The following is a 25951-nucleotide window of genomic DNA, read 5'->3' as shown; positions in this document are numbered from 1 at the left end:
AAATTCGTGCAACACCCATTTAGGGGAACAACCGGTCGGTAATCGTCTCCACTCAGGGGGTTCATGAGTCAGGGTCACAGTGGTTTTTATCTGAATAAGTATTCTGAAAAATGAATATGGTTCTGGCGATGGGGAAATTTACCCCATCGCCTTTTTTACAGGATCTTAACCAGAGTTGTTGGCCGGTCCGATCGGTTTGGCGGGTCACCGGTCAAACTAAATGAGAAGAAATCCGGTAATTCTGAGAAATTAAGAGCGGCTCTCCTTCCGGGGTGATCGGCCAGTGAAAAGGGGATAATTTAGCCGGTTAATGGTTCCCTGACGGCCTAGCGACTAAGAGAATGATACCGTGTTTTCAGGATCCTGGCGCCGCCGAAAAATTGGATTGCCAATTGGACTGGTTGACCTGGTGGGTGTTTCCATAAGCCTCTAAGTTTCTTGCAGCTTTGAAAACGCGGAAGATGCCGGTAACCAGTGGTTTATCAAGGAAATTCGGCCATTTAAGGGTGGGGGCTAATCGTTGTGTGGCCCGGATTCTTTTATTAATAATTTTATATATCGTTCAGGTTTTACGGTTTACTTGCCGTTAATTAACGATTTCACTTCTAATAATTATTTTGATGACGAAGCATTTTCCGAAAAATGGTTGCAAAAGTTTGGATACTTGCTATCATTGGGAGTGGTTATTGAACACCAACTACATATCTGAGGAGTGAGCTTGATGCATCTGAGAAACAAGGTTAAATGGCTCTTAGTCATGACGGCATTACTGGCCTTACCAGTTACTTTGGTAGGGTGTGGCAAGTCGACCAGCTCGACCAGTTCTTCTAGTTCTAAGGGATTTACCCCCAAGAAGTTGACGGTAGAATTCGTGCCATCATCTAACGCGGGAACGATCGAGGCTAAAGCCAAGCCATTGGAAGGATTGCTGAAGAAGCAATTAGGGATTCCAGTGACGGTTAGTGTTTCTACCGACTACAACACCATCGTTGAGGCCATGGGGTCCAAGAAGGTGGATGTCGGCTTCTTACCGCCTGATGCATACGTGTTGGCGCACAAACAGTATGGTGACAAGGTCATCTTACAGGCCCAACGTTTCGGGATTAAGGAACCTAACGACCAAGCCACGAAGCAACTCGTGAGTTACTACCGGTCACAAATCTTGGTTCGCAAGGATAGCGGGATTAAGTCTATCAAGGATCTGAAGGGCAAGAAGATTGCCGTGCAAGACACGACGTCGACTGCCGGGTGGATTTACCCAGCCGTTGAAATGCTGGAACACGGCGTTAACGTCAACAAGGACGGCATCAAGACGGTTCAAGTGAAGGGTCATGACCAAGGGGTCTTATCCGTTTACAACAAGAACACGGACGCTGCCTTCGTCTTCCAAGGGGCACGTAAGTTAGTCATGAAGGACCAAAAGAATATCATGCAGGACGTTGTCCCAATCTACACGACGGGCAAGATTCCTAACGATACGATTACGGTTCGTGGGGACATGACGGACAAGTGGCAGAAGAAGATTGCGGCAGCCTTCAAGGAAATTGCCAAGACCAAGAAGGGTCATGACATCATTTCAAGTGTCTACTCTCACGAAGGTTACGCTGATTCCAAGGACAGCAACTTCGATATCATTCGGAAATACGACAAGCAAGCAGAAAAGCTCGACAAGTAAGCACGTCGACAATTAGGCAATAACGACAGAAAGTAGCGGGGGGCGGCACATAGCAAGCGCCTCTGCTACTTTTTTATAGGGGGATCAGAATAATGGATCAACAACCAATCATTTCTTTCAAGAACGTGAATAAAATTTATAACAACGGAACCGTGGGTTTGAAAGACATTAACTTTGATATTCCCCGCGGAGAATTCTTGGTGGTCGTCGGGTTGTCAGGAGCCGGGAAGAGTACGTTACTCCGCACCATTAACCGGATGCATGAGATTTCATCCGGCGAGATTACCATCGAAGACGAACCAATCAGCAGTTACAAAGGCCAATCATTGCGGTTGCTACGACGTAAGATCGGCATGATTTTCCAAGACTTCAATCTGATTAAGCGCTCGACGGTGCAACGCAACGTCTTGTCGGGACGGGTGAGCTACTACCCGACTTGGAAGAGTGTCTTGAACCTCTTCAGTGCCGCCGATAAGGACCGGGCTATTCGCGCCTTGGAACGGGTCAATTTGACCGAAAAGCTCTACACACGGGCTGACGAATTGTCCGGCGGTCAGCAACAACGGGTGGCCATTGCCCGAACGCTGATGCAAGATCCCAAGGTTATCCTGGCCGATGAACCGGTGGCCTCACTGGATCCACTGACCACCCAGACCGTGATGGATATCTTGAAGCGTTTGAATCAAGAAGACGGCATCACCGTTATTGTGAACTTGCACTCGGTGGCCTTGGCTCGGCAATACGCGGACCGCATCGTGGGCTTGCGCGCCGGTGCTGTGGTCTATGACAAAGAGATCGCCGACGTCACCGAGGCGGACCTGACGAAGATCTACCAGACAGCCTAGGAGGTGGCAAAATGACAACACCGGAAATTCCGCAACGTTCATGGAGCCAACGCTGGCACGTGAAGGGCGTGGGCTGGACGGCCCTCTTGGTAGCCTTGCTCGTGGGGTCTTCCAAGATGACGGGGGTCGACGTGGGGATGTTCTTTAGCAACTTCGACCAATTCACCAATCTCTTGGTTCGGATGTCTCAGCCAGCTTGGTCCTACGTGCCAATCATCATCCAACCCCTCTATGAAACCATTCAAATGGCAATTCTGGGGACGACCATTGGGACCGTCTTCGCCGTACCATTCGCGGTTTTGGCGGCCAGCAACTTGGTCCACAATCAGTGGTTACGCGGCATCATTCGTCTGATTTTGGACTTGGTGCGAACGTTACCTGACCTATTGTTAGCGGCCATCTTCGTCGCTATCTTTGGGATTGGGTCGACCGCCGGGGTCATCACCTTGGCCATCTTCTCCTTTGGGATGATCTCCAAGCTCTTCTACGAGGTCATCGAAACCATCGATATGGGGCCGCTGGAAGCCATGGAATCCGTTGGTGCTAGCAAGGTTACCATCATTTGGTACGCCGTGCTCCCACAAATCATGAATCAATTCGTAAGTTACTTTCTCTACACGTTGGAAATCAACGTGCGGGCATCGACCGTCCTGGGGTACTTGGGTGCCGGGGGGATCGGGGTCTTCTTACAACGGTCACTGAGTGAATTCGACTATAACAAGACGGCCGTGATCATTCTGGCCATGCTGGTTGTGGTCATGGTGATCGACGGGGTCAGCAATCATTTAAGGAGGGTCTTACTCTAAGATGAATATGCAAACGACAATGACAAATAAACCAGAGAAGCCCGTCCACTTAAACCCTTGGCGGCGTTGGAGTTGGCTCATTTGGCTGATTCTGGTTGCCGGTGTTTATACCTGGGCAATTACCGGGCTCCATTTCACCGGGTTACAGGAATCCGCTGGGTCCGTCTCGAAGTCCATCGTCCACGGGTTGGTCAACCCGGACTGGGCCTACGTCTACAACGGTAGCGGCGAAGATTTGGTTTCACTGATTATCCAGACGCTAGCTATCGCGTTATTGGGGACTTTCGTGTCGGCCCTGATCAGTGTGCCCTTTGCCTTCTGGGCCGCTCGGGGTGAACACGAGTGGGGCCACCTGCGTTCTGGCAGTGGGAAGATTGTCCTGACCTTGATTCGAACTTTTCCAGAAATTGTGTTGGCTATCATGTTCATTAAGGCCGTGGGTCCGGGTTCTTACGCCGGGGTTCTGGCCGTCAGTATTCACTCCATTGGGATGCTGGGTAAACTGTTCAGTGAAGCCATCGAAAACATGGATCGGGGAGCTGAAGAAGCCATCGTGAGTGCCGGGGGCAATAGTCCCCAGGTCTTCATGCTGGCGACGATTCCCACGATCATGCCCGAATTCATTTCCTACACGCTCTATCGGTTTGAAATCGCCGTGCGGTCTGCCTCCATCTTGGGGATGGTGGGTGCCGGTGGTATCGGGACCCCAATGATCTTTGCCATTCAGACACGGGCTTGGTCTCGAGTTGGGATTATTCTGTTAGGGATCGTGGTCATGGTGCTCCTGATTGATACCTTGTCAGAACAGCTGAGAAAGAGGCTGATCTAATGACGCACCTCAAGATTTTATCGACCAGTGATGTTCATGGCTACGTGTATCCCACCGGGTACAGCACGCCTGACGACCAGCGGGCCTTCGGATTTTTGAAGGCCGCCACGGTCATTGACACGGTGCGGCAAGAAGCCGATCCAGATGATATTGTTCTCACGATTGAAAATGGGGACTGGATTCAGGGGTCGCCGTTTGCGACGTACATCGCCAAACACGACGATGCTCCCCACGATCTCTTTACGCAATTAAGTTCGGCCATGGCGTACGATGCTGGCGTGCTAGGCAATCACGAGTTCAACTACGGGTTGCCCTACTTACGGTCCTGTGAGGCCGCGCGCCAGTATCCGTTGCTTGGTGCGAATATCCAGGGGGGTCAACGGACGGGGATTGTCGATGCGCCGTACACCATTCTAGAACGGGGTGGCGTAAAGATTGCCATCCTGGGTCTGACTACCGCCTATATTCCCATGTGGGAGACGGCGGCACATATTGAGGGCCTGACGTTTGCGTCGGCGCTGACGACTGCGCAGCATTGGGTACCACGCCTACGTGAGTTGGCCGATGTGGTTGTCGTGGCCTATCATGGGGGTCTAGAGGCCGATCCACAGACAGGGGATCCGACGGAACGATTGACCGGAGAAAATGAGGGATACCAGCTCATGACGGCAGTTCCCGGAATCGATGCCTTGATCACGGGACATCAACATCGCGAGATTGCTGGCGTTTACCATGACGTTCCGGTTACCCAACCCGGTGAAAAGGGCGTTGCCGTGGGCTTGATCGACCTGGAACTTGACGCGCACCATCAGGTGGTTGCGCACCGCGCGGAGTTGTTGTCGACGGCCCAAGCAACTCCTAAGCTGGCCCTCCAGGCCCTAACGGCGGATACCGAAGCCGCCGTACAGACCTGGTTGGACCAGCCGATCGGACAAGTGACTGGTGCCAGTCTGGCCGTGACCGATTCGTTTGATGCGCGCCTCCACGGGCATCCGTATCTTCAGTTTGTCAACGAGGTTGCCATGGCGGCCAGTCAAACGGATATTGCCTTGACCAGTCTATTTAACGATGACGTGCGGGGGTTAGGGACCCACGTCACTATGCGCCAACTGTTAAATAGCTATGGTTATCCCAACACCTTGGTCGTCGAGCGTCTGACGGGATCAGCGCTCAAGGCGGCATTGGAACGGAGCGCCAGCTTCTTTACCTGCGAGGGGTCAACGGTGAAGGTCAATCCAGCTTTCATTTATCCGAAGCTACAACTCTATAATTACGATGTTTACAGCGGGATTGACTACACCTTCGATCTTCACCAGCCGATCGGGCACCGGGTGGTAGACCTCAGTTACCATGGCCAACCAGTTCAGCCTGATCAGGAGCTCCTGATCGCGGTGAACCAGTACCGTGGCAACGGGGGTGGCGACTACCCAATGTTTGCTGCCAACAAGATTGTTCGTGAAATTAACGTGGACATGGTGGCCCTCATTCTAGATTACTTTGAGCACCATCCCGTGGTTACGGGCAAACCGCAAACTAACTTCCAGGTTCGGGCATGAGACCCGCACCGGAAGAAAACAGCACCAGCTAGGTGGACTGAGGTCCAAGTAGCTGGTGCTGTTTTTAGTTAGGCCAGATGGCATTAAGATCAGTTTACGTCAATGAAGATCAAAAATTTTGGAAACAGTATGAGTTTGGTAAGTGATCGACGCATTTGATCAGAAGTGACTAGTGATGATTATTGGGAGCTAATCATAATGGATAAAAACAATCATAGCCGGAGGAGGTCAGGGATGGAGCCAGCCGTGGCGGTACTGTTAGACCGAGTGTTTTTCTCGGCCTTACAGTACGGGCGACTTTGGAGACTCGCGTTCTTGGCGGGGCTTCAAATCGAGCGAGAAGCCCAAAGGGCTGAAGCGTCCCCACAGCAGGCGTAATCCCTGGCAGCCGCAGGCGGCCTTTTTAGCGTTTCTAATTATTTAAGCGAACTATCCACATGAACCACCAATTTCCCCAGGTTTTCGTCATGCTTCAGATGCTTTAACCCAATGACAGCCTGGTTAAAGGACAGGGTGGCTCCAATTACCGGATCAAGCGTGCCGCTAGCCAGTTGTTTGCCAACTGCGGTCGCCATGACGGCCAGATCGTGGATACCCACGGGATCCGCGGAACGGTAGACGCCACCCAACCCGGAACGACTCAGGCTCAGGGCCCGGGCGTCGAAGTCGAAGTGGGCCGGCATCCCGTCGCCAATGGCGATAATTTGGCCGTTGTAGGCCATTCTGACGACATCTTCAGCTATGGTCTCACCTCCGAGCGTATTGAGGCTGACGTCGACACCACGGCCGTTGGTGGCAGCCAAGACAGCCTGGGTGACATCAGTTTGATGATAGTCAATGATGACGTCTGCCCCGACGCGTTCAACTAGAGCGCGCTTACGGTCAGAGGTGGTTGTGATCGTTTGGAGGCCAAGTTGGTGGGCAAATTGTAAGGCGGCCAGCCCGACGGCACCGCCCCCAGCGTGAATCAACACACTTTTAGCGGTGGTCAAGTTCGCCTTGCGGTGCAAGGCCTGGTAGGCTGTCAGGGTGCCGCATAGACTCGCAGCGGCCGCATCCAGACTGACGTTGACCGGCAGGTGGGCCACACTTTGACTCGTGGTGATCGTGTAGGTGGCCAGGCTCCCAGCTCGGCGGAGATCACCGTGATAGAAGACCCGATCACCCACAGTAAAGTCGGTGACGCCGCGACCAAGTCCCGCCACAATACCCGCAGCATCCATGCCGATGACGTGCGGGTCATTCCAGGTGCCATTCTCAATGACCTTGTAGTCGGCTGGGTTCAGACCTACCGCGCCCACCTGGATGAGCAGTTCACCAGGTCCCGGAGTGGGGGTGGCAATTTCTAATTGCCGGACATCGTCAAGGTCGTGAGGACCGTGTCCCATAATTGTCCATGCTTGCATCGCAATCAGTCCTATTCTTTAGAGTTAGTTCTATCTTAGGGGAAGCACGCCGAAAGGGAAAGCCATTCATTTGGTTAGCACCCCTATTGGTTACGTCTATATGTTAAATTTAGATTGCATTACCCGCTAATTGGGTGCAATTGTTTAAAAACCTTGGTAGAATTAATTAACTTAACATTAAAACTGGAGGTGGACGTCTTGCACGACCGTTTGATTGCACTCCCAATTCCTGACCGCTAAATTTATTTCATCTAAGAAAGGATGACCCCATTACATGGCACAAGAAACAGAAGCAACTGTCACCACGACCACCGAAACTGAAACCACCGACCCTGGACCCAGTCAGGAGTCGCTTTGGCAAAAATCAACATCAGATCTGTTAACCGAATTCGCTACCGATAGGGATGCCGGGCTCACGACCGACGAGGCGCAGCAAAGACTGCGTGCGGACGGGCCTAACGAGTTGACCGCTAAGAAACAATCGAACCTCTTACGTTTCTTGAAACAGTTCAACAACAGTATCATCTATATCCTGGCGGGTGCCGCCTTGCTCACCTTCTTCATGCACCACTACTCCGACTCAATCGTTATCGGACTGGTGATTATCGCGAACGCCTTTATCGGTTACTTCCAAGAAAAATCGGCGGATAACGCCCTCGATAAAATTAAGGCCCTGCTGGTCTCCGAGGCCGTCGTCTTTCGCGATGGTCAGAAGATCACGCTACCTTCCCGTGAATTGGTGAAGGGAGATATCGTCCAGCTGGAGGCAGGGGATACCGTGCCTGCCGACCTGCGGCTGATCGATGCAGATAACCTGAAGATTCAGGAATCTGCGCTAACTGGGGAAACCGACTCGGTCAACAAGGGCGAGGATCCCTTACCCGACGCTAATCTAGCGCTGGCCGAACGGTCGAACCAGGCCTTCGCCTCGACGGCCGTGACCAGTGGGTCCGGCCGAGGTATTGTGACGGTGACGGGTGCCGACACCGAGATCGGTCATATCCAACAGAACGTGGCCGAAGTTAAGCAACAACAAACACCTCTAATGCAGAACCTCAATGGCTTGGGGCTTGGTCTGTCGATTGCCATCTTGGTGGCGGCAGTCTTGCTCTTTATCCTGGGGATGATTACCCACGTTTACAGCCTACCAACCTTGTTGATTGCCGTGATTACGATGGTGGTGGGCTCGATGCCCGAAGGTCTGCCGGCTAGTACGTCGGTGGTCCTGGCCATGGGAACGCAGGCGATGACCAAGCAGAATGTGATTGTGAAGACGTTACCCGCCGTGGAAACTCTTGGGGCCGTCGACATTGTTAACACCGACAAGACCGGGACGTTGACGAAAAATGAAATGACCGTGACGGATGTGCTGACCGCCGCTGACACCTACACCGTTTCCGGTGTCGGGTACGACGCGACCGGCCAGGTTGAAAATGACGAAGGCCAGACGGTGGCCTGGCGTGACGATACCGACCTCGAGTGGTTGGTTCAGATTGCCGGCCAGACCTCCGACGCCCAGTTCCATGAGGAAGATGGGCAGTGGGTTCTGACCGGAGAGCCAACCGATGGGGCCTTGACCGCGCTGTACCACAAGCTAGTCGGCACCGATCCCGCACCCCAGGAGATTGACTCATTGCCATTCGATTCGGCCATTCGTTATTCTGCACGACTGGTAGACCACCGTGACCAACGGTATTTGCTGGTTAAGGGGGCGCCACAAACCCTGATGCGTTTGATGACTGATCAAGGCCAGACCGTCGATCAAGACGCCTGGCAAGCGCGGATTTCTCAGTTGACGCAACAGGGGAAACGGGTTGTCGCCTTAGGGTATCAACCTGTGGCAGCCGACGCCGATGAAGTGGATGACCTGCCTATCGGGCAGAACTTCCATCTGGCCGGGATGGCGGGGATCATTGATCCCCCACGTCCTGGGGTGGCGGATGCCGTTAAGCAACTCCGCTATGCCGGAATCAAGGTTAAGATGATCACGGGGGATGACCCCGAGACCGCGGCCGCAATTGCCCAGCAGTTGAACCTGTCCGAAAAGGCGAAGGCCATTACCGGACCTGAGTTGGCACAATTGAGTGACGACGAATTGGCCGCTAAGATTGACCAGTACACGGTGTTTGCCCGGACCACCCCCGCCGATAAATTACGGATCGTGAAGGCGCAGCAACAGCGGGGTCATGTGGTTTCCATGACCGGTGACGGGGTCAACGATGCGCCTGCCTTGAAGCAAGCCGATATTGGGGTCGCCATGGGGATTCGGGGAACCGACGTCGCCAAGGACTCCGCCGATATGGTGCTGGCCGATGATGACTTCACCTCGATCCTGGGGGCCGTCCGTGAGGGTCGCCACGTCTTCGATAACATTCGTAAAACGATTCGATTCCTCTTGCCAACTAGTTTTGCCGAAGGGCTAATCGTGGTCCTCAGTATCCTGATGGATCAAGAGCTGCCACTGTTCCCAACACAACTGTTGTGGATTAACATGGTGTCCGCCTTGACGATCCAGTTCGCCTTTATCTTCGAGCCTGCCGAGAGTGGGATCATGAAGCGGGGGCCCCGAGATGTCACCCGCGGGATTTTATCGAAGCTTGATATGTTTGAGGTGGCCTACGTCTCCCTCCTGATTTCAGGGCTGGGGATGTTTGCCTACGACCTCCTGACGTCCCAAGGATTGTCGGCCGTCATCGGCAGTACCATGACGTTAAACGTCATCATCTTCGGGAAGGTCTTCTACCTCTTCAACTTGCAAAATGATCACCCGGTTCTGTCGAAGTACTTCTTCCGCAACAAGATGAGCTTCGTGATTGTGGCCATTCTGTTGGTTCTACAGGCCGGCATTATTTACTGGCCAGCCATGCAGAGTGTCTTCCACACCACGTCGGTTAACTTCCACTATGGTTGGGGAATCCCAATCATGGCGGGGGCAGTCGTCCTCATCGTGACGGAAATTGCCAAGGCAATTCGCCATCGGTTGGATAATAGTATTGTTCAGAGAGAACAACGAAATATTTAAGAGTGTGACAGCGGGCGGTAGTCGGTGAGCATTAAGCCTGATAACCACCTAATCCCGCACTTGGATTAGGTGGTTATCAGGCTTAAGCGGAGCCAGCTGCCCGCTGTCACACGTTTCGACCATATAAATTCAAAGAAGAGAGGGACCGTGGCAATCACCACAGTCCCTCTCTTTTTGCGTGCAAGCCAGTCAAAATTCAATCGCCATCACACCCCACCGGCGTTCCTGTTCCGGCGTATAAATCGTATAGGTTGCCTGTACCATCTGGTCCACACTGTCCATCGGCTGACTTCCCACGCTAACTGGAGAATAGGCTTGATAGAGGGCCGCAAAGGTTGGGAATAACCGATAGCCACGGACTTGTTTTTCCAGAACCCGTCTGGCATCGGCGAGATTAACGAAGCGAATCACATCGCCGACCCGAATGGCCTGGCGTTTGGGATCATGGAGGCGAATTTCAATGGTTTTGGTGCCGGCTGCCATAAGGTCGAATTGGTCGGCCGCGAGTTTCATTTGCGTCGTGGTCATGCGGTTTTACCTCCTTGAATTGGGGTTAATTTTAGAATTAGATTCAGTATAGATACATCGGGATTCCAGTGCAACTGCTGTTAGGTCACCGATCATTCTAAACGTAGCCGCTAAGTATTCAGGACTATCACGATCGGCACCGGCAACATTTGTGACTATTTTACAAAATACGCTGGCTCTTAGCACCCGATAATCCTATACTTAAAGCAAAGGAGGCGGAGCACTGTGAAGAAAAAGAGTTCCGATTGTACCGAGATTTTAGTGGGGAAAGCCGCTAGTATGGATGGCTCCACGATTGTTGCGCGTAATGAGGATGGGTATGGGCCAGTCAACCCAATCAAATTTGTGGTGCATCCAGCCACGGATCAGACGCAGGCAACGTTTACGTCGGCTGTAACCGATGTGACGGTACCCTTACCCGACCATGCCTATCGGTATACGGGAACTCCGCAAGCTGATCAAAGCGACGGCCAGTATGAAGAAGCCGGCATTAATGAACTAAATGTCGGGATGAGTGCGACCGAAACGACGGCGACGAATGCCCGGGTCTTGGGCTACGATCCCTTAGTTAACGATGGGATCAATGAAGAAGCAATGGTGACCTTGGTTCTGCCGTACATCAAGACGGCCAAGGAAGGGGCCCAACGTTTGGGCGCCTTACTGGAAAAGTATGGGACCGGTGAAAGTAACAGCATCGCCTTCAACGATCACGACGAAATCTGGTATTTGGAAACGGCCGGTGGGCATCATTGGGCAGCCATGCGGCTTCCCGAAGATACCTATGCCATCGCGCCTAACCAGACGTTGATGCAAGAGGTTGATCTGACCGATACCGACAACTTCCTGGTCGCCACTGACCTGGTTGATTTTGTCGAAAAGAACCACCTGAATCCAACGCCAGGAAGCTTTAACTTCCGCGAAATCTTTGGAACCCATGGTGAGGATGACGCGTACTACAACACGCCACGGACTTGGTATGGGCAAACGCTCTTTAATCCAGAGATTACCGACCAAGAACCCACCGATCAAGACATGCCATTTACGCGGAAGCCAGCGAAGAAGATTGCCATCGAAGACGTGCAATTTTTCCTGTCTTCTCACTATAACGGCACGCCATACGATCCATTTGGCACCTACGCCTCTGGTTCCGCTAATGATCAACGGAAGTACCGGCCAATCGCCATGGACCGGAATCAATGTTCCTCAATCCTACAGATTAGAAATGACGTCGATGCCGATCACGCGGCAATTCAATGGATTGCCATGGGCTTCTTTGCCTATGCGCCTTATGTGCCATTCTTTACCAACATCAATGACACCCCAGTGGATTACCAGAACACGACGACTTCGGTCGACGTCAACAACGTTTACTGGTTGAATAAGACCTTATCTGTCATCATCGAACCACACTTCCATGAATACGTAGAGAGTGTCAACGCCTTCCGCGAAGGCTGTCAGTCATACGCCCGTTCACGGGTCGCAGCGACTGATGCCGCCGTTGGTAGTGACGTCACGGCATTCTTGACCCGGAGTAATGCGGAGACCGCCGGTGAAATTTCCAAGCGGACCCACGCGTTGTTTGATGAACTGGTCAAGCATGGGTTGAACTTATCGAAGACGGCTTGGGAAAAGGGCCAGAACCTCTAAGCTATCGTCAGAATTAGAAAAAGTCGTTTGCGTTTCGGAGGAGGAGACTATGCAGAGATGGTTAAAGTTAACGGTAGCCGCTGTCCTGGGGCTGACCGTGGGAACCAGTGTCACGGTGGCTCAGGCCGCTAGTCGGGTGAAATTACCCGCGTATCCCGTGCAACGAATCTTAACGTTTAAGACCAAGGACACCCCGGTTTACCGGACGTCCAAGGCCGCGGCTCAGGGCCAACACGCCTTAGGTAAGGCCAAGAGTACCACGAAACGGTGGACGGCCACCAAGGTCGTGACGGTCAAGGGGAAACGCTACGTGCGTTTAGCCCTGGTGAGTGCCAAACCGCTGTCCCACGGGACGATTGTGATCGGCGCAAAGTCAGCTTCAACCAAATTAGTCGGGGGTTACGTCGCCCTGAACAAACTGAAGGCGCACGAAAAGATCAGTCAACTCAAGTCTCTTCAGAAGACGGCCTACTGGGCGCCAACCGCGACGCATGACTTCTGGAACATGCCAGCCAATACGCTGGGAACTACGGTTGCTTTGCACTACGGGAGCACCTATGGTTACCAGACGTTGTACGCGATTCAGTCGTTGACCACGACCAGTAAGAAGCAATACCTGTACCTGGAAACAGCGGCGGGTAAGGCAGCTGGCTGGTTACCAACAACGGCGCTCAACAAAGGCACCTATCCCAACTTGCTCAACCGTGAGTTAACTCGCGATCTGACAGGAACGACCACGACCACTACGACCATTGATAAGAAGGGTCACGTGAAGGTGGGCGTTGCCGTCAAGGACGGTGTCGTCCAACGCGTCGTTCTGTTAAAGCAGAACAGCCAGACGATCATCTATGATTTCAAGGCTGGTCGCGTGACCACGCGGACGACTCGAACCGCCACTGGTGCGGTCAAAGAGGTCGCCTCGTTGACGCCAACAGATGACACAAATCTGACCTTTAAGGCCCGCGCTAACTTTGATATTCAAGGGATTGTCTATCAAGTTACGGTTACGCCGGCCGGTAAGGTGAGCTTCGTTGACGTCGGCGGGTGGATGGCATAGAAGAGTGTGAAAAAGGGCGCTTAGTCGTCGAGCATTAACGTCGCTAAGAGAATCATCCCGGTCTTGGATGATTTTCTTAGCGGGGTTAAGCGGAGTCGACTGCCCTTCTTCACACGTTTCGACAATGTAAATTCAAAGCAACTCAGGGAGGCATGCCAATCGGCAAGGCCTCTCTTTTAGTCTACACATTTTCAAAAAAGTGTTGCCCGCCTCATAACCGTCACCTCTCAGATCCGAGTGATTGAACGTAATCATTCGAATAGTAGTATAATAAAATTATAATTAATACAATGAATCGATAGTCCCCATCAAGAGTTAGCTTGAGGATCATCCAGGAGAGGGCGCGTCAGAGATGCGAGTCATGAAGTTAGGATTGATTGTGGCGATGGGATTAGTTATCGGAGGGGGTGGCGTGACCACGGCTCAGGCCGCCAAGCGCGTCAAGTTGGCGCCATATCCTATCGACCGGATTATGACCTTCAAGGCCAAAAATACCAAGGTCTACAGCTATCCTCGGGCCAGTCACCCGTATAGCAAGTATCTGGGGAAGAACAAGAGTATCAAGCGGACTTGGACGCTAACCAAAGTGGTGCGGATTAAGGGCAAGCGCTACGGTAAACTCAGACAAAGTGATCAGATACCGCTACAACATGGATCGGTGGGTCGCGGTGTGGTATGGAGCCATCTGAATAGTGGCTACGTTCTGCTCAGTAAGCTACGTTCGCATAAGAAAATTCAATCATATACGACCATGAAGAAGACAGCTTACTGGTTGCCAAACCAAGATCAAGACTTCTGGGATATGCCAGCGGGAACCGTGGGTAACACGAGTGCTGTCGAATACGGGAGAGACTTGGCCTACCAGACGATCTATGCGTTTCAAACACTGACGACGGTGACCCACCACCGCTACTTGAACTTTAAGACGGCTAAGGGACAGGAGATCGGCTGGTTGCCAGCAGATGCGGTGTACCGGGGTACCTATTCCGACCCGCTGAAGCGTGAGTTAGCCCGTGATTTGCCGGACACGACGACCAAGACCACGGTAGTCAATCGGAAGCGCAATCTCAGAGTTGGCGTGGCCAAACGGGATGGTGCGGTCCAACGCGTGGTTATCGTGGATGAGTGGAGTGAGACCACCACGATTGATTTCAAGGATGGTCTGGCGGTTAAGAAGCTCCATCGACTGGGGGATGGCACCAAGACCCAGGTCAAAGATTTTGCCACGCCGAAAAGCAAGGTAACTTTCAGCCGACTTGTATGGATGGACGGTTATGTTGATGACTATGTGATCACTGTCACGGCAACTGGCAAGGTTTCTTCGACCGTTTCGAGCGTAGCCTATGCATGATCAATTAGCCCTGAAGTTATGTTGGCCTTTAATTTATTCGCCAAGCAAACCGGGTGATAGCACGCGATCAGTCATTCGGTCATAGGGTAAAATAGGCGTCAGAGTTAGGGGAGGATTTGCCTCCTGACACTCATACTCAGCAGTTTATAAAACGGATATGTCGGGCGACTACCATCAATTGTTGCTGTGATCGTATTCGTGGCTGGGTTTGTGGGGCTTCCGGGTTATCGGAGGCCTTTTTGTTTTGGTTAGCGATGATAATTACTCTTGTAAATTATATTCTCATGAAGATTTGGCGGGAGCCCGTGGGTTTCCCCGCGAGGTTTGTTATAATGGATCTCGCATGTGAACTTTGAAAACGAGAGGAATATGAAAATGATTATGATCGGAATGGAAGTTGGGCGGTGGCGGACGTGGTAACCCAACAACATCATCTACGTGGCGTCCTGTTGGCTAGTGTGGCCTGCATGTTATGGGGCGTCTCCGGGGTTGCCGCGAGTACCCTGTTTATCTTAAATGCCCATGTGACCCCGCTGTGGTTGACTCAGGTTCGAATGATTACGGCCGGGTTGATCCTCCTGATCATGGGCCTCATCATTGGAACGCATCCGTTTGAGATTTTTAAGCAACGGTCGACCAGTATGCGCGTCATCAGCTACGGCCTGTTGGGATTGGTGCCGGTTCAATGGTGTTACTTTGAAGCCGTTAAATTCGGGAGTGCACCGATCGCCACGATCATTCAGTTCCTTGGACCCTTTATTATTAGCATTTATTACTTCTTATTCAAACATACCAAGCCATCCCGCGCCGAAGGGATTGGCATGGTGATTGCCTTTGTGGGGACATTTTTGATTGTGACCCATGGGCACTTAAATAGCCTGGCAATCTCACCCGTTGTCCTTTTCTGGGGTGGGTTGTCGGCGATTGGGGTCGCCACGAACACCCTATTGCCACGGCCATTATTACCGAAATTTGGAGCAATTAACGTGACCGGGTGGGGCCTATTTTTGGCCGGTATCTGCCTGAATGTGTTTGGTCCCCTGTGGTTGGTTCCCGTGACGCTGACGTGGCAAGAAGTGGGTCTGATTGCTTTTATCGTGCTGTTTGGGACGATCTTCCCATTCCTGATGTTTGCGCACGCCCTGGGATACATTCTCCCAACGACGGCCAGCTTGCTAGATGCCTTCGAACCCTTGTCGGCCACGGTGTTCTCCGTGATTTTCCTGAATGTCCAACTCACTGGTTTCGATCTGGTGGGGGGCTCCTTGATTATCATCGCCGTCATGATTCTTTCCATCAACGCGCAGAAGATTCTCAATCTTTTCCGTCGTTGGCGGACGGATTAAAACTTAAATTAAAAAAGAGTCGTAGCGCTAGCTGACAAGTCAGCAGGGGCTACGGCTCTTTGATTCTAATCCAAATTAATCATCATAAGGAACTTGTCCATAAGGGGTATAGAAGGTTTTTCCTCCAAGATGCATGACGCCATAATAATCTGATGGCACTATGTAGCTCTCGCCATCGGCTTCCATCTCATACGGTGGGGTTTCATAAGTGTCTTGGAGGTTAGTCAACGCTAGTCGGTATTGATGTTTACCCTTGTAACGAACTTTTGTGGTCTTAAAGCCCTTCAGCTTGTTAGCCAAGTAAAGATAACGGGTGTGGCCCTTGATGCGCGTCCGTTTGATTTTAACGGAGGTTGCCGGCTTAGAACTGTAGACAATCGCATCGTCTTTAGGATTGTTTTGACGGACTTCAACGTATCCATCAGTGGTGATTTGAACCGACTGCTTGGAGAGAAGCGAGCCCCTGTATTGCATGGCGGTCATACCACCAGAATAGAAGTCACCTTCGCTTTTGTTCTTAGGGAAGTAGGCTGGGCGCTTAACACGTTTAAAGTTTTTCTTTTTCGATCGGCTGGAAGTGCTGATGTTGCCGTCTCGTATCCATAATCCTTCGCGGTAACCTGGACTGAGAATTTTTTGATTCAGCAATTCACCATTGAAGGAGAGGCTATTGTAGAAAGGTCCTCCTTTGAGAACTGTTCCGGCAGGTAGGGTTATTGGAAGCTTAATGGTTCCGTTCCCCGTGTAGGCAGTGAAGTGGATATTGAAGGTCATTTTCTTTGTAGTCTTGTAGAAATGATAGTCACCGATCTGCTTAGCAGCTTTGGCAAACTCTTTTTTGGTAGTTGGATTAATCATCTGACGGTAAGGCTTTCGAGCTGGACTTGGCGCAATATAGGGTAAATCCTCATCGCCCTTTGGGTTGAATCCCTTTCTGAAGCCTTGTGTTGTGACATAACCAATCTCTCCGCCATATTCATTTCTAATGTGGAAGTAGTCAACATCTTTGCCGTTATGGTTGATCGTGAGTTTTTGAACAACATAAACAGATCTATCTGGAAAAATGTATTTTAACACCGTCATTTTCTTTGTGTGCGTCTTATCCCAGGCATACCGTGTCTTAGTATAGTTCGTTAAGTAATAAGGTGTTGGTGTGATATCCTCACTTGACGTAATCTTGTAGGCAGATGCCTGAGCGGTGGTCGTGGTGAGTATACCGCCACCAACGAATAGCGCCAGCGCGGCAACTACTTTGATTCCTAGTTTTAACATAAAATAGCCTCCTCTAATCCCCGAATGTATTGGACTCCTAATTAAATTGTAAGCCTTTGCATGACGGTAGACAAGTTGATTCTGTGTGAGACTGATAGCAAATTAAAAGAGACACAACCATGTCGAGTTTCATCGATGGTTGTGTCTCTTGAATTTGATTTTAATTAGGTTGCGGATATTGTTCACCCAACGACTACTGACTAGCATTGACCGTCAGTGTGAGCCGGAGGAGGCCAGGGATGGAGCCAGCCGTGGCGGTGATGTAAGACCGAGCGATTTTCTCGGCCTTACATCACGGGCGACTTTGAAGACTCGCGCTTTTGGTGAGGCTTCAAATCGAGCGAGAAGCCTGGTCCCCGGGCTGAAGCGTCCCCACAGCAGGCGTAATCCCTGGCAGCCGCAGGCGGCCTTCTACATCTTTAAATCAATTAACCCAATGCTAGTCTTGAGCAACGTCCTTAACAGTCTTAATCCGCAATGTCATGGCGTTAATCGCCACGATAATGGTACTCAAGGACATGATAACGGCACCGACCATTGGGTCCAACATGAAACCAACAGGTGCCAAGACCCCGGCGGCCAGTGGAATGGCGATTAAGTTGTAACCGGCACCCCACCAGAGGTTTTCGGTCATCTTACGCCGTGTTGCCCGGGCCAAGTCTAAGAACTGAATGACATCGGCTGGATCGCTGGAAACGAGAATGATGTCGGCGGATTCAATGGCCACATCGGTCCCAGATCCAATGGCAATCCCAATGTCAGCACGGGTCAGGCTAGGGGCATCGTTAACCCCATCCCCAATGAAGAGAACCTTCCCCTTTTGCTGGTATTCCTGAACCAAACGTTCCTTGTCTTCAGGCAACAGGCGGGCTTGAACATCATCAATCCCGATGTTGGAAGCCACCTTGTTGGCCGTTTCCTGGTTATCACCAGTCAACATAACTGGCGTGATCCCTTGGTGCTTGAGAGAGGCAATTAGCTGCTTTGCGGCAGGCTTGATTTGGTCACCCTGAGCAACGAGCCCGAGCACTCGGTCACCAGCGACGAGGTAACTGATCGAGTTCCCTTCGGCGGCAAATTCTGTGAATTGGTCGTGGTCGTAAGCTAACTGATGTTGTTCCAGGTAGTTAACGGCGACGACGCCATAAGTGGTGCCAGCGATAGTCCCAAATTGCCCCATCCCAGTTTCTTGGTGGGTGTCAGAGGCACCAGTGAACGTCACATTCTGCGTCTTAGCAGCGGTTAAAATCCCGGTAGCTAAGGGGTGACTTGATCCGTTTTCCAATCCAGCCATTAAGGCCAAGACGTCGTTGTCGCTGAGGTCATCACTGAGACTAACCAAGTGGTTAACCTTGAATTCACCCATCGTCAGCGTGCCAGTCTTGTCCATCAGGGCATACTTGATTTGGTTAACTTGTTCCATGGCGTTACGGTTCCGGATCAACAGTCCGTTTTGAGCGGCGATCGCGGTACTCCGTGAAACCACCAGAGGAACGGCTAGCCCTAAGGCGTGAGGACATGCGATAACGAAGACGGCGACGGCCACTGGTAAGGCCACGGCGAGGTTCGCCACGGTAAGCCATACGATGAAGGCCAGAATCCCCACGAAGAGGGCGGCGTAGAATAACCAGCCGGCAACCTTGTCGGCAAGGTTTTCTGACTTGGACTTGGAGTGCTTAGCGTCACTGATGAGCTTCATGACCTGGGCCAAGTAACCGGTCTCGCCAGTTCCTGTGACCTTAGCGGTAAAGGTGCCCGTTCCGTTGACAGAACCCCCGATAACGGTATCGCCAGTGGCTTTCTTGACGGCCTTGGATTCCCCGGTAACGAGGGATTCGTTGACGTCGGACTCACCTGAAATAATTGTCGCATCGGCTGGGATTTGTTCCCCAGCACGGACAGCAACCAGTTGACCAACTTGCAGATCACTGAGTTGAACATCGGTGGTCTTGCCATTTTCGTCGATCACGTGGGCTTCCTGTGGGAGGAGTTTACCCAATGCTTCAACGGCGGACCCGGCACTCATGACCGTGTTCATTTCAATCCAGTGACCCAACAGCATGATGACAATCAAGGTTGAGAGTTCCCAGAAGAAGTTGTTGACGGTCGGGGTGACGTGGAAGAGGTTGTTGGCGATCACGGCGTAGATACTGTAAACGTAGGCTACCCCGATCCCCATGGCGATCAACGTCATCATGGCCGGCCGCTTCATTTGAAGTTCGGCCTTAGCCCCACTGAAGAAGGGCATCCCGCCATAGAAGAAGAGGATGGTGCCGAGGATGGCAACGATCCAGTCACTCCCAGGAAAAACGAGTTGGAAGGGAAGCGTCACGCCCATCATCGGAGACATCAGAATGACGGGAATAGTCAGAATAAGTGAGACCCAGAACTTCCGTTTCAAGTTTCCCATGTGCATCATATGACCGTCACCCATGTCCATATCCATGTGGCTCATGTCCATGTTACTCATGTCGTGGTGTTCCATATCCTGGCTGTTCATGTCCATATGGTCCATCTGGCTGTGGTCCATGTCTTTCATATCGTGGTCCATATTCATGTGGGTCATGCCCAAGTGTCGTTCTGATTCGTTCATACTAACAGCTCCCTTCGTAATCGGCTGGCAAACAATCGCAGGAGACTGCGGTAGGTGCCGTCGTTAACTTCTTTTGTAAGTGGCTAATTAAGGTTTGGATGTCATCTTGGCTAAGCTCCGTCTCGTCAATCGCGTGGACGAAAGCCTTGCCGCGGCACATCGCACACATCTGATTGAGCTCGGTCGCAAGCGCCGTATCCATGGCGGCTTGTTCGGCAATCAGGGGATGATAGATGTACTGCCGGCCATCCTTGGTCGTTCCCAAGGCGCCCTTTTTGACCAGGCGGCCAATCAAGGTCTTAATCGTGGCGGGTTTCCAGTCGTGCTGGCGAACCAGTAGGTCAATGATGGTGTGGCTGTCGGCCTGACCCAGTGTCCAGACGATGCGCATCACGCGCCATTCGGCGTCGGTGATGGTGGCGGTTAATTCAGTGGTTGCCATTCTCGCTCTCTCCTTTGTTTACAAATGTAATCCTCAATCGATAAATTGAGTTTACAACTGTAAACGTGGAGTGTCAAGAAAAAGATGTCGAGCAGATTACAAATCGAATAATAAGTCTTTAAAATTTGGGCAAGATTCCCACGAAGCCCCCCATCCCTTGGTACAATTTGTATAATGGATAAAAAGTTTGCGTTACGAAAGGAGCGAATGTGCTGGTGAGTGGGTTGAAACGATGGTTGCGATTGGGTGTGATTAGCGGAATGATTGCGCTGATCTTAGCACCGGGTCTGCCGGTCAAAGCGGCCACAACAAAGGTCAGTAAGGTCCCGGCCAGAGCGGCTTACGTGATGGACGCCACGAGTGGCCAGGTTCTTTACCAACAGAATGCGGACAAACGCTACCCGATTGCTTCGCTATCAAAGTTACTAACGGTGTATCTCACCGTCCAGGCAATTAACGACGGTAAGATTGGTTGGGACGATCAGGTCCCGATGGCTAGTAACCTTATTAAGTTGAGCCACAGCTATGCCTATTCGTCCCTTCGCATGAAGTCGGGGGAACAGTTCACGGTACGTCAATTAGTGGCGGCCGCCATGATTGCCTCATCGAATAGTGCCGCGACTGCCTTGGGGGAATACGTTGCCGGGAGCAACGCCAAGTTTGTCGCGCAGATGAACCAACAGAGTGAAGATTGGGGACTAGAGGCCCACTTCATTAGCTCCTCCGGGTTAGACAACACCGACCTAAAGGACTACAACCTCGTGTTACCAGATACCGGCAAATCGGAAGAGAATCTGGTGTCCGCCAAAGCCATTTCGATCGTGGCCCAGCAACTCCTGAAGGCCGATCCGACGATCACACAGATTGCCAGCAAGACTCAGGATAGCATCAACGGCACCAAGATCTTTAACGAAAATAGCTGTCTGCCAGGGAAGAGCCAGTATAAGAAGGAAAGTCAGATCGATGGTTTGAAGACTGGTTTCACGGAGAATGCCAAGTTGTGCTTCACCGCGACCTATACGGTTGACGGTCAACGGATGGTCGCCACGATTCTCGGTGGGGACACCACGTTCTCCGCGATGAACAAACTCATCAAACAACTGAAGGCAAGCTACCAATTGGAGACGACACCGCTGTCCAGTCAAACGATCTCCCTATCTAATGGCTTAGCCACCAAAGTGACGGCCCAACCAACCGCGTCACAGGCCGGCGTCTGGTACCAGGACAAGACCGCGGCTCTGACAACGAAGGTCGAAACCAAGCTCACCCCGATCCAACTTAGTCGAGGAACGGTGGGGGCCGGTGATCCGGTGGCACAGGCCACGGTGACGGACACCCAGACTGGTGCCAAGCAACTGGTGACTTACAAGGCCCAGGAAGCGGCGACGGTCTTCGCAGAACGCGCCGTCTTCGCTGCCAAACACCAGGCGGATCAGTTAATCCAAGTGCTGGTCACCCCAATGCAGCGTGCAACAGCCAAATAGCAACCGTGCACAACATTTAGTGTAAACGAAAGCCCCGGAGGGTAAAGACTCCGGGGCTTTTTTCGGCTAGTTAGGACAATGTATAAAGAGTGTGCCGGAGGGCGCTTAGTCGTCGAGCATTAACGTCGCTAAGAGAATCATCCCGGGCTTGGATGATTTTCTTAGCGGGGTTAAGCGGAGCCAGCTGCCCTTGGGCACACGTTTCGACCACGTAAATGAAAAGGGACCATGATGGTTGTCATGGCCCCAAAAGTAAAATTGAATAGATTAATTGTAGGTTACGCATGCTAAGCAAAAGTCACCATGCTTCCAACAACGTTGCCAGAAAGCACCAACATAGCCGGAGGAGGCCAGGGATGGAGCCAGCCGTGGCGGTGATGTTAGACCGAGTGATTTTCTCGGCCTTACATCACGGGCGACTTTGAAAACTCGCGTTCTTGGCGAGGCTTCAAATCGAGCGAGAAGCCTGGTTCCCAGGCTGAAGCGTCCCCACAGCAGGCGTAATCCCTGGCAGCCGCAGGCGGCCTTCTTGTTCTTAATAACAAGACTAGTCTACCGACTGCAAAGCATCGAGCATGTTAATCCGTTTGAGTTTCCGGTGCATGAGCCACATGACCAGTAAACTAAAAGCCAGGGTCAGCAACGCCGAATAAACATAACTCAGGGGATGAATTCCCGGCGAGAACATTAGGCTATCGGTCTCGGCCGTGTTGAGAATATAGCTGTGAAGCCAGTCGCCCATGAAGCAGCCGACAATAATGCCGAGGACCGTTAGAATCAAGTTTTCCCGGAAGATATACATCGTGACTTCGTGGTCATAGAAGCCGAGAACTTTAATCGTCGAGAGTTCCCGAATTCGTTCGGAAACGTTGATGTTAGTGAGGTTGTAGAGCACGACTAGCGCCAATGCGCCGGCGGCCACGACGAAGATGATGACCACCAGATCCATGGTGTCGAGCATCTGGAAGTTGGTCTTCTTCTCGGTACTGAGAAGCGTCACGTTGAGCATGCCCTTGGTCTTTAGGAGGTCGCTGGCAAATTGATTCTGGGCCCGTTCACCGTGCTGGGTAAATTGGACCAGGTTGCCATTGTAGACGGCGGGATGGCCAAAGACCTGACGGTAGGCGGTTGGCGATAAGTAGATGAAATGATTGACGTAATTTTCGGCAATGGCGGCGATCTTGACTTGTTTTAAGGCGCGGTTGCCCAGTTTGACTGGTAAAGTGTCGCCAATCTTGACGTGGTACAGCTTAGCTAATTTCTCATCAATGATGGCGCCGTGGTTGTTGAGTTGATAGGCTTGGTGCGTTTGCCGGTTACGCAGGACGACGAATTTTTTCAATTTTGTCGGCTGTTGCGGCACACTGAGCGTCGCCGTTTGGTTGGCAATGCCATCCTTTTCGACCGTCACCTGAGACTGTTTTAACACGAGGTCATGGCGGTAGAGGGACTGTCGATGCAAGGCGCGACGTTGCGCGGCGGTCTGTGATCCGCTACGGACCACAACGGCATCGTAGTGCCAGAGCTGGTCGAACTGTTTGAGACTGATGTCACCGATGGAATCCTTGAGACCGAATCCGGTGATCATCATCGCCATACAGCCGGCGATTCCCAGAACCGTCATCAGCAGGCGTTGCTTGTAACGGAAGAGATTTCGTAGCGTGACCTTGTGGTTAAAACTCAGGCGACGCCAGAACCCATGCCAGTGTTCCAGCCACAGGGTCTTGCCGGCCTTGGGGGCTTTCGGTTGCATCAGTACCGCGGGCAAGCTGTTAAGATCGACGCGCAGGACGATGGCGGCACTCCCCATGGTGCAGGTCAACGCGATGATGAGGGCAATGCCGATGTCGCCCCAGAGGTACTGGACGTTGATGGCCGGGAGATTGTACATACTGCCATAGGCTTGGGCAATGAACCGGGGGAAGAAATTAACCCCGAAGCCCACACCCAGAATGGTTCCCAGAAGACTCGCGAGGCCCCCGTAGAGGAGAAATTCACTCCCGATGGCGGTATTGCTGTAACCCAGGGCCTTCAGTGTCCCCATTTGAACGCGGAGTTCCGCGACCATCCGGGTCATCGTCGTCAGACAAATTAGCGCGGCAATCGCGATAAAGAAGAGGGGAAAGACCGTGGAGAGGGCCACGACGCGTTGCGTGTTTTCGTGATATTCACTGTAACCGGGATTGGCGGCCCGCCCACTGTAGAGGTAGGTTGGCCGGTCGATGGCCGCAATTTGCGCCTTGGCTTGGGTGATCCTGGCTTGAGCCGCCGTCAGGATGGGCGAATTAGCTGGTAACTGTTGTGCCAGCTGATCGACCTTGGCGGCTTGTGGTGCCAGCTTGGCGCGGGCCTGTTGCTGAAGTTGCGTCTGACGTTGAGCTGCCATCGGTTTCAACCAACGCTTGAGCTTGACGGTATTGGCCTTGTCTAGGCGTTTGTAGGTGGCGGAGTAGGGCTTGACGGTTGCCAGATTTTTGAATTGGATGTCGATGCGACTGGCAACGTTCTGCGTCAAGGTTCCTGGTTTTACCAGGGCAAAATAGTCCAGGGTCCCCTTGCCGACGTTGGTGACGCCACGTGTGGCCTTTTCGATATAGCGGGGTGAGGTCACGAAGCCGACGATCTTAAACGTCCGCCGTTTGAACTGGCGGTTGAGCTTGGTGGTCGTGGCGATGCGATAGGTATCCCCGAGCTTGAGGCGAGGTTGAAGGACCCGCGCCTGTTGGTCCAAGACGATTTCGTTGGCCTTGCGCGGCAGGTGACCACTGACCACGGTGAGGCGGTTGACTCGTTGATTGGCGGGGATCTCGGCGACCCGGACAGCGCGGTTGTTGTTGAGCTGGTTAATGTCTAGGTATTTAACTGCCTGATAGGTTAAGTCGTTGCGGTGCCGATGCAGGACGGCGAGGTCATTTTTCGTGAGGCCGGCCGTGGATTGGACACTGTTGGTGGCGAGTTTTTGGCGCGTGTAGTAGTCATCGGCGGCCTGTAACATGTCGGGTCCGGTTGCCCGGATCCCGGTGTAGAAGGCCACACCGAGAAAAATAATCAACATGATCGAGAGAAAGCGGGCCTTGGATCGGCCAATCTCCCGGAGAATGGCTTTGAAATAAGCTTTTGTCATTTTGCCACCTACCATTCAATCTCGTCAACAGGTGTCGGGTGGTCGTTGTGGCGAACCGACTGAACGCGGGCATCGTTGATGTGGATGACCTGATCGCCCATCTCGGCAATGGCACTGTTGTGGGTGACGATGATGACCGTCATATTGGTCTGCCGGGCGCCGTCCTGAATGACCTGGAGCACCTGTTTTCCCGTCTGATAATCCAGAGCTCCCGTGGGTTCGTCACACAACAGGAGCTTGGGATTCTTGGCGATGGCCCGGGCAATGGCGACCCGCTGCTGTTCCCCACCGGAGAGCTGGGCAGGAAAGTTTCCCGCCCGGTCGGCAAGTCCCACCAGCCGTAAGGTTTCTCCGACGTCGTGGGCATCCGCGGTAATTTGGGAAGCCAGTTCGACATTTTCTCTGGCAGTCAGGTTGGGAACGAGATTATAAAATTGAAAGACGAAGCCGACGTCTTGGCGCCGGTAGGTCGTGAGTTGCTTGGCATTCAGTTGGGCAATGTCTTTGCCATCAATGAGAACCTGGCCGCTGGTGGGGCTGTCCATGCCGCCTAAGATGTTGAGCAGTGTCGATTTGCCGGCACCACTGGGTCCGAGAATCGTGACGATTTCGCCTTGTTCGACGGTGAAGGAGATGTCATGATTGGCGATCGTTTCTTGGTCGCCTTGAGTAAATTTACGCGTTTCATTTTTAACTTCTATGTAGGACATGCGTTGCGCCTCCTGGTCTGATGGGACTGGCTTTCCAGTCGTGAATCGCTAGTCCAATTGTAGGCGGAAACGCCGGTTTACGCAACGGGAAACGGTTACATTAGGGTATACTAAAATTAAGATCAAAAGGTCGCCTGCGGCAACCAGACAGAACCCCCATGGGGCAGACCTGAAGCCTGAAGGGCGGTCTTCAGGGCAACCTTGAACCTCGAAAACCACGAGTTTCAAAGCTGGCCGTGCTCTAAGTCGAGACAAAAC

At 52.3% G+C, this 25951-nt stretch carries 18 protein-coding genes; 11 read left to right on the top strand and 7 right to left on the bottom strand.

All coding sequences use genetic code 11. The features are described 5' to 3' along the window. Positions 1-721: 721 nt before the first annotated feature. From OCU14_RS00870 to OCU14_RS00850, 5 genes are all read left to right on the top strand, one after another. Complete coding sequence (locus OCU14_RS00870) at positions 722-1675, top strand: phosphate/phosphite/phosphonate ABC transporter substrate-binding protein (RefSeq protein WP_261809364.1); 954 nt, start codon at positions 722-724, stop codon at positions 1673-1675. Positions 1676-1767: 92 nt separating this feature from the next. Then, a complete protein-coding gene (gene phnC, locus OCU14_RS00865; protein WP_261809363.1) occupies positions 1768-2520 on the top strand; it encodes a phosphonate ABC transporter ATP-binding protein in 753 nt (250 codons plus the stop codon). A gap of 11 nt (positions 2521-2531) precedes the next feature. Next, positions 2532-3326 carry a phosphonate ABC transporter, permease protein PhnE gene (phnE, locus tag OCU14_RS00860; RefSeq protein WP_261809362.1) on the top strand — a complete coding sequence of 265 codons (795 nt, stop codon included), beginning with the start codon at positions 2532-2534 and terminating at the stop codon, positions 3324-3326. A gap of 7 nt (positions 3327-3333) precedes the next feature. After that, positions 3334-4155: a phosphonate ABC transporter, permease protein PhnE gene (phnE, locus tag OCU14_RS00855; RefSeq protein WP_261809414.1), complete on the top strand. Its 822-nt coding sequence runs from the start codon at positions 3334-3336 to the stop codon at positions 4153-4155. Continuing rightward, a complete protein-coding gene (locus OCU14_RS00850) occupies positions 4155-5711 on the top strand; it encodes a bifunctional metallophosphatase/5'-nucleotidase (RefSeq protein WP_261809361.1) in 1557 nt (518 codons plus the stop codon). Before phnE (OCU14_RS00855) ends, OCU14_RS00850 begins: the two co-directional genes overlap by 1 nt. Positions 5712-6127: 416 nt before the next feature. Here the strand turns inward: OCU14_RS00850 and OCU14_RS00845 are convergent, their stop codons facing one another. Then, on the bottom strand, positions 6128-7117 hold the full coding sequence (locus OCU14_RS00845; protein ID WP_261809360.1) for a zinc-binding dehydrogenase: 990 nt from the start codon (positions 7115-7117) through the stop codon (positions 6128-6130). Between the two features lie 274 nt (positions 7118-7391). Here OCU14_RS00845 and OCU14_RS00840 point away from each other — a divergent pair, with 274 nt between their 5' ends. After that, complete coding sequence (locus OCU14_RS00840) at positions 7392-10139, top strand: HAD-IC family P-type ATPase (protein WP_261809359.1); 2748 nt, start codon at positions 7392-7394, stop codon at positions 10137-10139. Between the two features lie 189 nt (positions 10140-10328). On the opposite strand, the gene OCU14_RS00835 is transcribed toward OCU14_RS00840, so the two are convergent. Continuing rightward, a complete protein-coding gene (locus OCU14_RS00835) occupies positions 10329-10667 on the bottom strand; it encodes an ASCH domain-containing protein (protein WP_261809358.1) in 339 nt (112 codons plus the stop codon). Positions 10668-10892: 225 nt separating this feature from the next. Between OCU14_RS00835 and OCU14_RS00830 the strand changes: the two genes are divergently transcribed. The 4 genes from OCU14_RS00830 (at position 10893) to OCU14_RS00815 (ending at position 16068) form a co-directional block, all read left to right on the top strand. After that, positions 10893-12314: a C69 family dipeptidase gene (locus tag OCU14_RS00830; RefSeq protein ID WP_261809357.1), complete on the top strand. Its 1422-nt coding sequence runs from the start codon at positions 10893-10895 to the stop codon at positions 12312-12314. A gap of 49 nt (positions 12315-12363) precedes the next feature. Further along, on the top strand, positions 12364-13371 hold the full coding sequence (locus OCU14_RS00825) for a hypothetical protein (protein WP_261809356.1): 1008 nt from the start codon (positions 12364-12366) through the stop codon (positions 13369-13371). Between the two features lie 352 nt (positions 13372-13723). Continuing rightward, on the top strand, positions 13724-14722 hold the full coding sequence (locus OCU14_RS00820) for a GW dipeptide domain-containing protein (protein WP_261809355.1): 999 nt from the start codon (positions 13724-13726) through the stop codon (positions 14720-14722). Positions 14723-15126: 404 nt separating this feature from the next. Next, positions 15127-16068, top strand: coding sequence for a DMT family transporter (locus OCU14_RS00815; protein WP_373875057.1), 942 nt, complete (start codon positions 15127-15129; stop codon positions 16066-16068). A 75-nt stretch (positions 16069-16143) separates the two neighbouring features. Here OCU14_RS00815 and OCU14_RS00810 read toward each other — a convergent pair whose 3' ends face one another. The 3 genes from OCU14_RS00810 to OCU14_RS00800 form a co-directional block, all read right to left on the bottom strand. After that, positions 16144-17340, bottom strand: coding sequence for a hypothetical protein (locus OCU14_RS00810; RefSeq protein ID WP_261809354.1), 1197 nt, complete (start codon positions 17338-17340; stop codon positions 16144-16146). A 439-nt stretch (positions 17341-17779) separates the two neighbouring features. Next, positions 17780-19891: a heavy metal translocating P-type ATPase gene (locus OCU14_RS00805; RefSeq protein ID WP_373875058.1), complete on the bottom strand. Its 2112-nt coding sequence runs from the start codon at positions 19889-19891 to the stop codon at positions 17780-17782. Positions 19892-19934: 43 nt separating this feature from the next. Further along, positions 19935-20375, bottom strand: coding sequence for a CopY/TcrY family copper transport repressor (locus OCU14_RS00800; RefSeq protein ID WP_261809353.1), 441 nt, complete (start codon positions 20373-20375; stop codon positions 19935-19937). Between the two features lie 215 nt (positions 20376-20590). On the opposite strand from OCU14_RS00800, the gene OCU14_RS00795 reads away from it, so the two are divergent. Further along, positions 20591-21859 carry a D-alanyl-D-alanine carboxypeptidase family protein gene (locus tag OCU14_RS00795; RefSeq protein ID WP_261809352.1) on the top strand — a complete coding sequence of 423 codons (1269 nt, stop codon included), beginning with the start codon at positions 20591-20593 and terminating at the stop codon, positions 21857-21859. 547 nt (positions 21860-22406) lie between these two features. Here OCU14_RS00795 and OCU14_RS00790 read toward each other — a convergent pair. Both OCU14_RS00790 and OCU14_RS00785 read right to left on the bottom strand, forming a co-directional pair. Further along, positions 22407-24998 carry an ABC transporter permease gene (locus tag OCU14_RS00790; RefSeq protein ID WP_444979789.1) on the bottom strand — a complete coding sequence of 864 codons (2592 nt, stop codon included), beginning with the start codon at positions 24996-24998 and terminating at the stop codon, positions 22407-22409. Beyond that, positions 24992-25693 (bottom strand): ABC transporter ATP-binding protein, encoded by a 702-nt coding sequence (locus OCU14_RS00785; protein ID WP_261809350.1) that lies wholly within the window; start codon positions 25691-25693, stop codon positions 24992-24994. Before OCU14_RS00785 ends, OCU14_RS00790 begins: the two co-directional genes overlap by 7 nt. Between the last annotated feature and the right edge of the window lie 258 nt (positions 25694-25951).

The organism is Levilactobacillus humaensis (genome assembly GCF_024345185.1).
GTDB lineage: Bacteria > Bacillota > Bacilli > Lactobacillales > Lactobacillaceae > Levilactobacillus > Levilactobacillus humaensis.
Note: the sequence above shows the minus strand (reverse complement) of the source record. Positions and strands in the feature narration are given on the sequence as shown.

Excerpts from the sequence above, each read along its gene's own strand:
- OCU14_RS00870 (WP_261809364.1), top strand. The coding sequence starts at position 722 with ATGCATCTGAGAAACAAGGTTAAATGGCTCTTAGTCATGACGGCATTA.
- phnC (WP_261809363.1), top strand. The coding sequence starts at position 1,768 with ATGGATCAACAACCAATCATTTCTTTCAAGAACGTGAATAAAATTTAT.
- phnE (WP_261809362.1), top strand. The coding sequence starts at position 2,532 with ATGACAACACCGGAAATTCCGCAACGTTCATGGAGCCAACGCTGGCAC.
- phnE (WP_261809414.1), top strand. The coding sequence starts at position 3,334 with ATGCAAACGACAATGACAAATAAACCAGAGAAGCCCGTCCACTTAAAC.
- OCU14_RS00850 (WP_261809361.1), top strand. The coding sequence starts at position 4,155 with ATGACGCACCTCAAGATTTTATCGACCAGTGATGTTCATGGCTACGTG.
- OCU14_RS00845 (WP_261809360.1), bottom strand. The coding sequence starts at position 7,117 with ATGCAAGCATGGACAATTATGGGACACGGTCCTCACGACCTTGACGAT.
- OCU14_RS00840 (WP_261809359.1), top strand. The coding sequence starts at position 7,392 with ATGGCACAAGAAACAGAAGCAACTGTCACCACGACCACCGAAACTGAA.
- OCU14_RS00835 (WP_261809358.1), bottom strand. The coding sequence starts at position 10,667 with ATGACCACGACGCAAATGAAACTCGCGGCCGACCAATTCGACCTTATG.
- OCU14_RS00825 (WP_261809356.1), top strand. The coding sequence starts at position 12,364 with ATGCAGAGATGGTTAAAGTTAACGGTAGCCGCTGTCCTGGGGCTGACC.
- OCU14_RS00820 (WP_261809355.1), top strand. The coding sequence starts at position 13,724 with ATGCGAGTCATGAAGTTAGGATTGATTGTGGCGATGGGATTAGTTATC.
- OCU14_RS00810 (WP_261809354.1), bottom strand. The coding sequence starts at position 17,340 with ATGTTAAAACTAGGAATCAAAGTAGTTGCCGCGCTGGCGCTATTCGTT.
- OCU14_RS00805 (WP_373875058.1), bottom strand. The coding sequence starts at position 19,891 with ATGGACCACGATATGAAAGACATGGACCACAGCCAGATGGACCATATG.
- OCU14_RS00800 (WP_261809353.1), bottom strand. The coding sequence starts at position 20,375 with ATGGCAACCACTGAATTAACCGCCACCATCACCGACGCCGAATGGCGC.
- OCU14_RS00790 (WP_444979789.1), bottom strand. The coding sequence starts at position 24,998 with ATGGTAGGTGGCAAAATGACAAAAGCTTATTTCAAAGCCATTCTCCGG.
- OCU14_RS00785 (WP_261809350.1), bottom strand. The coding sequence starts at position 25,693 with ATGTCCTACATAGAAGTTAAAAATGAAACGCGTAAATTTACTCAAGGC.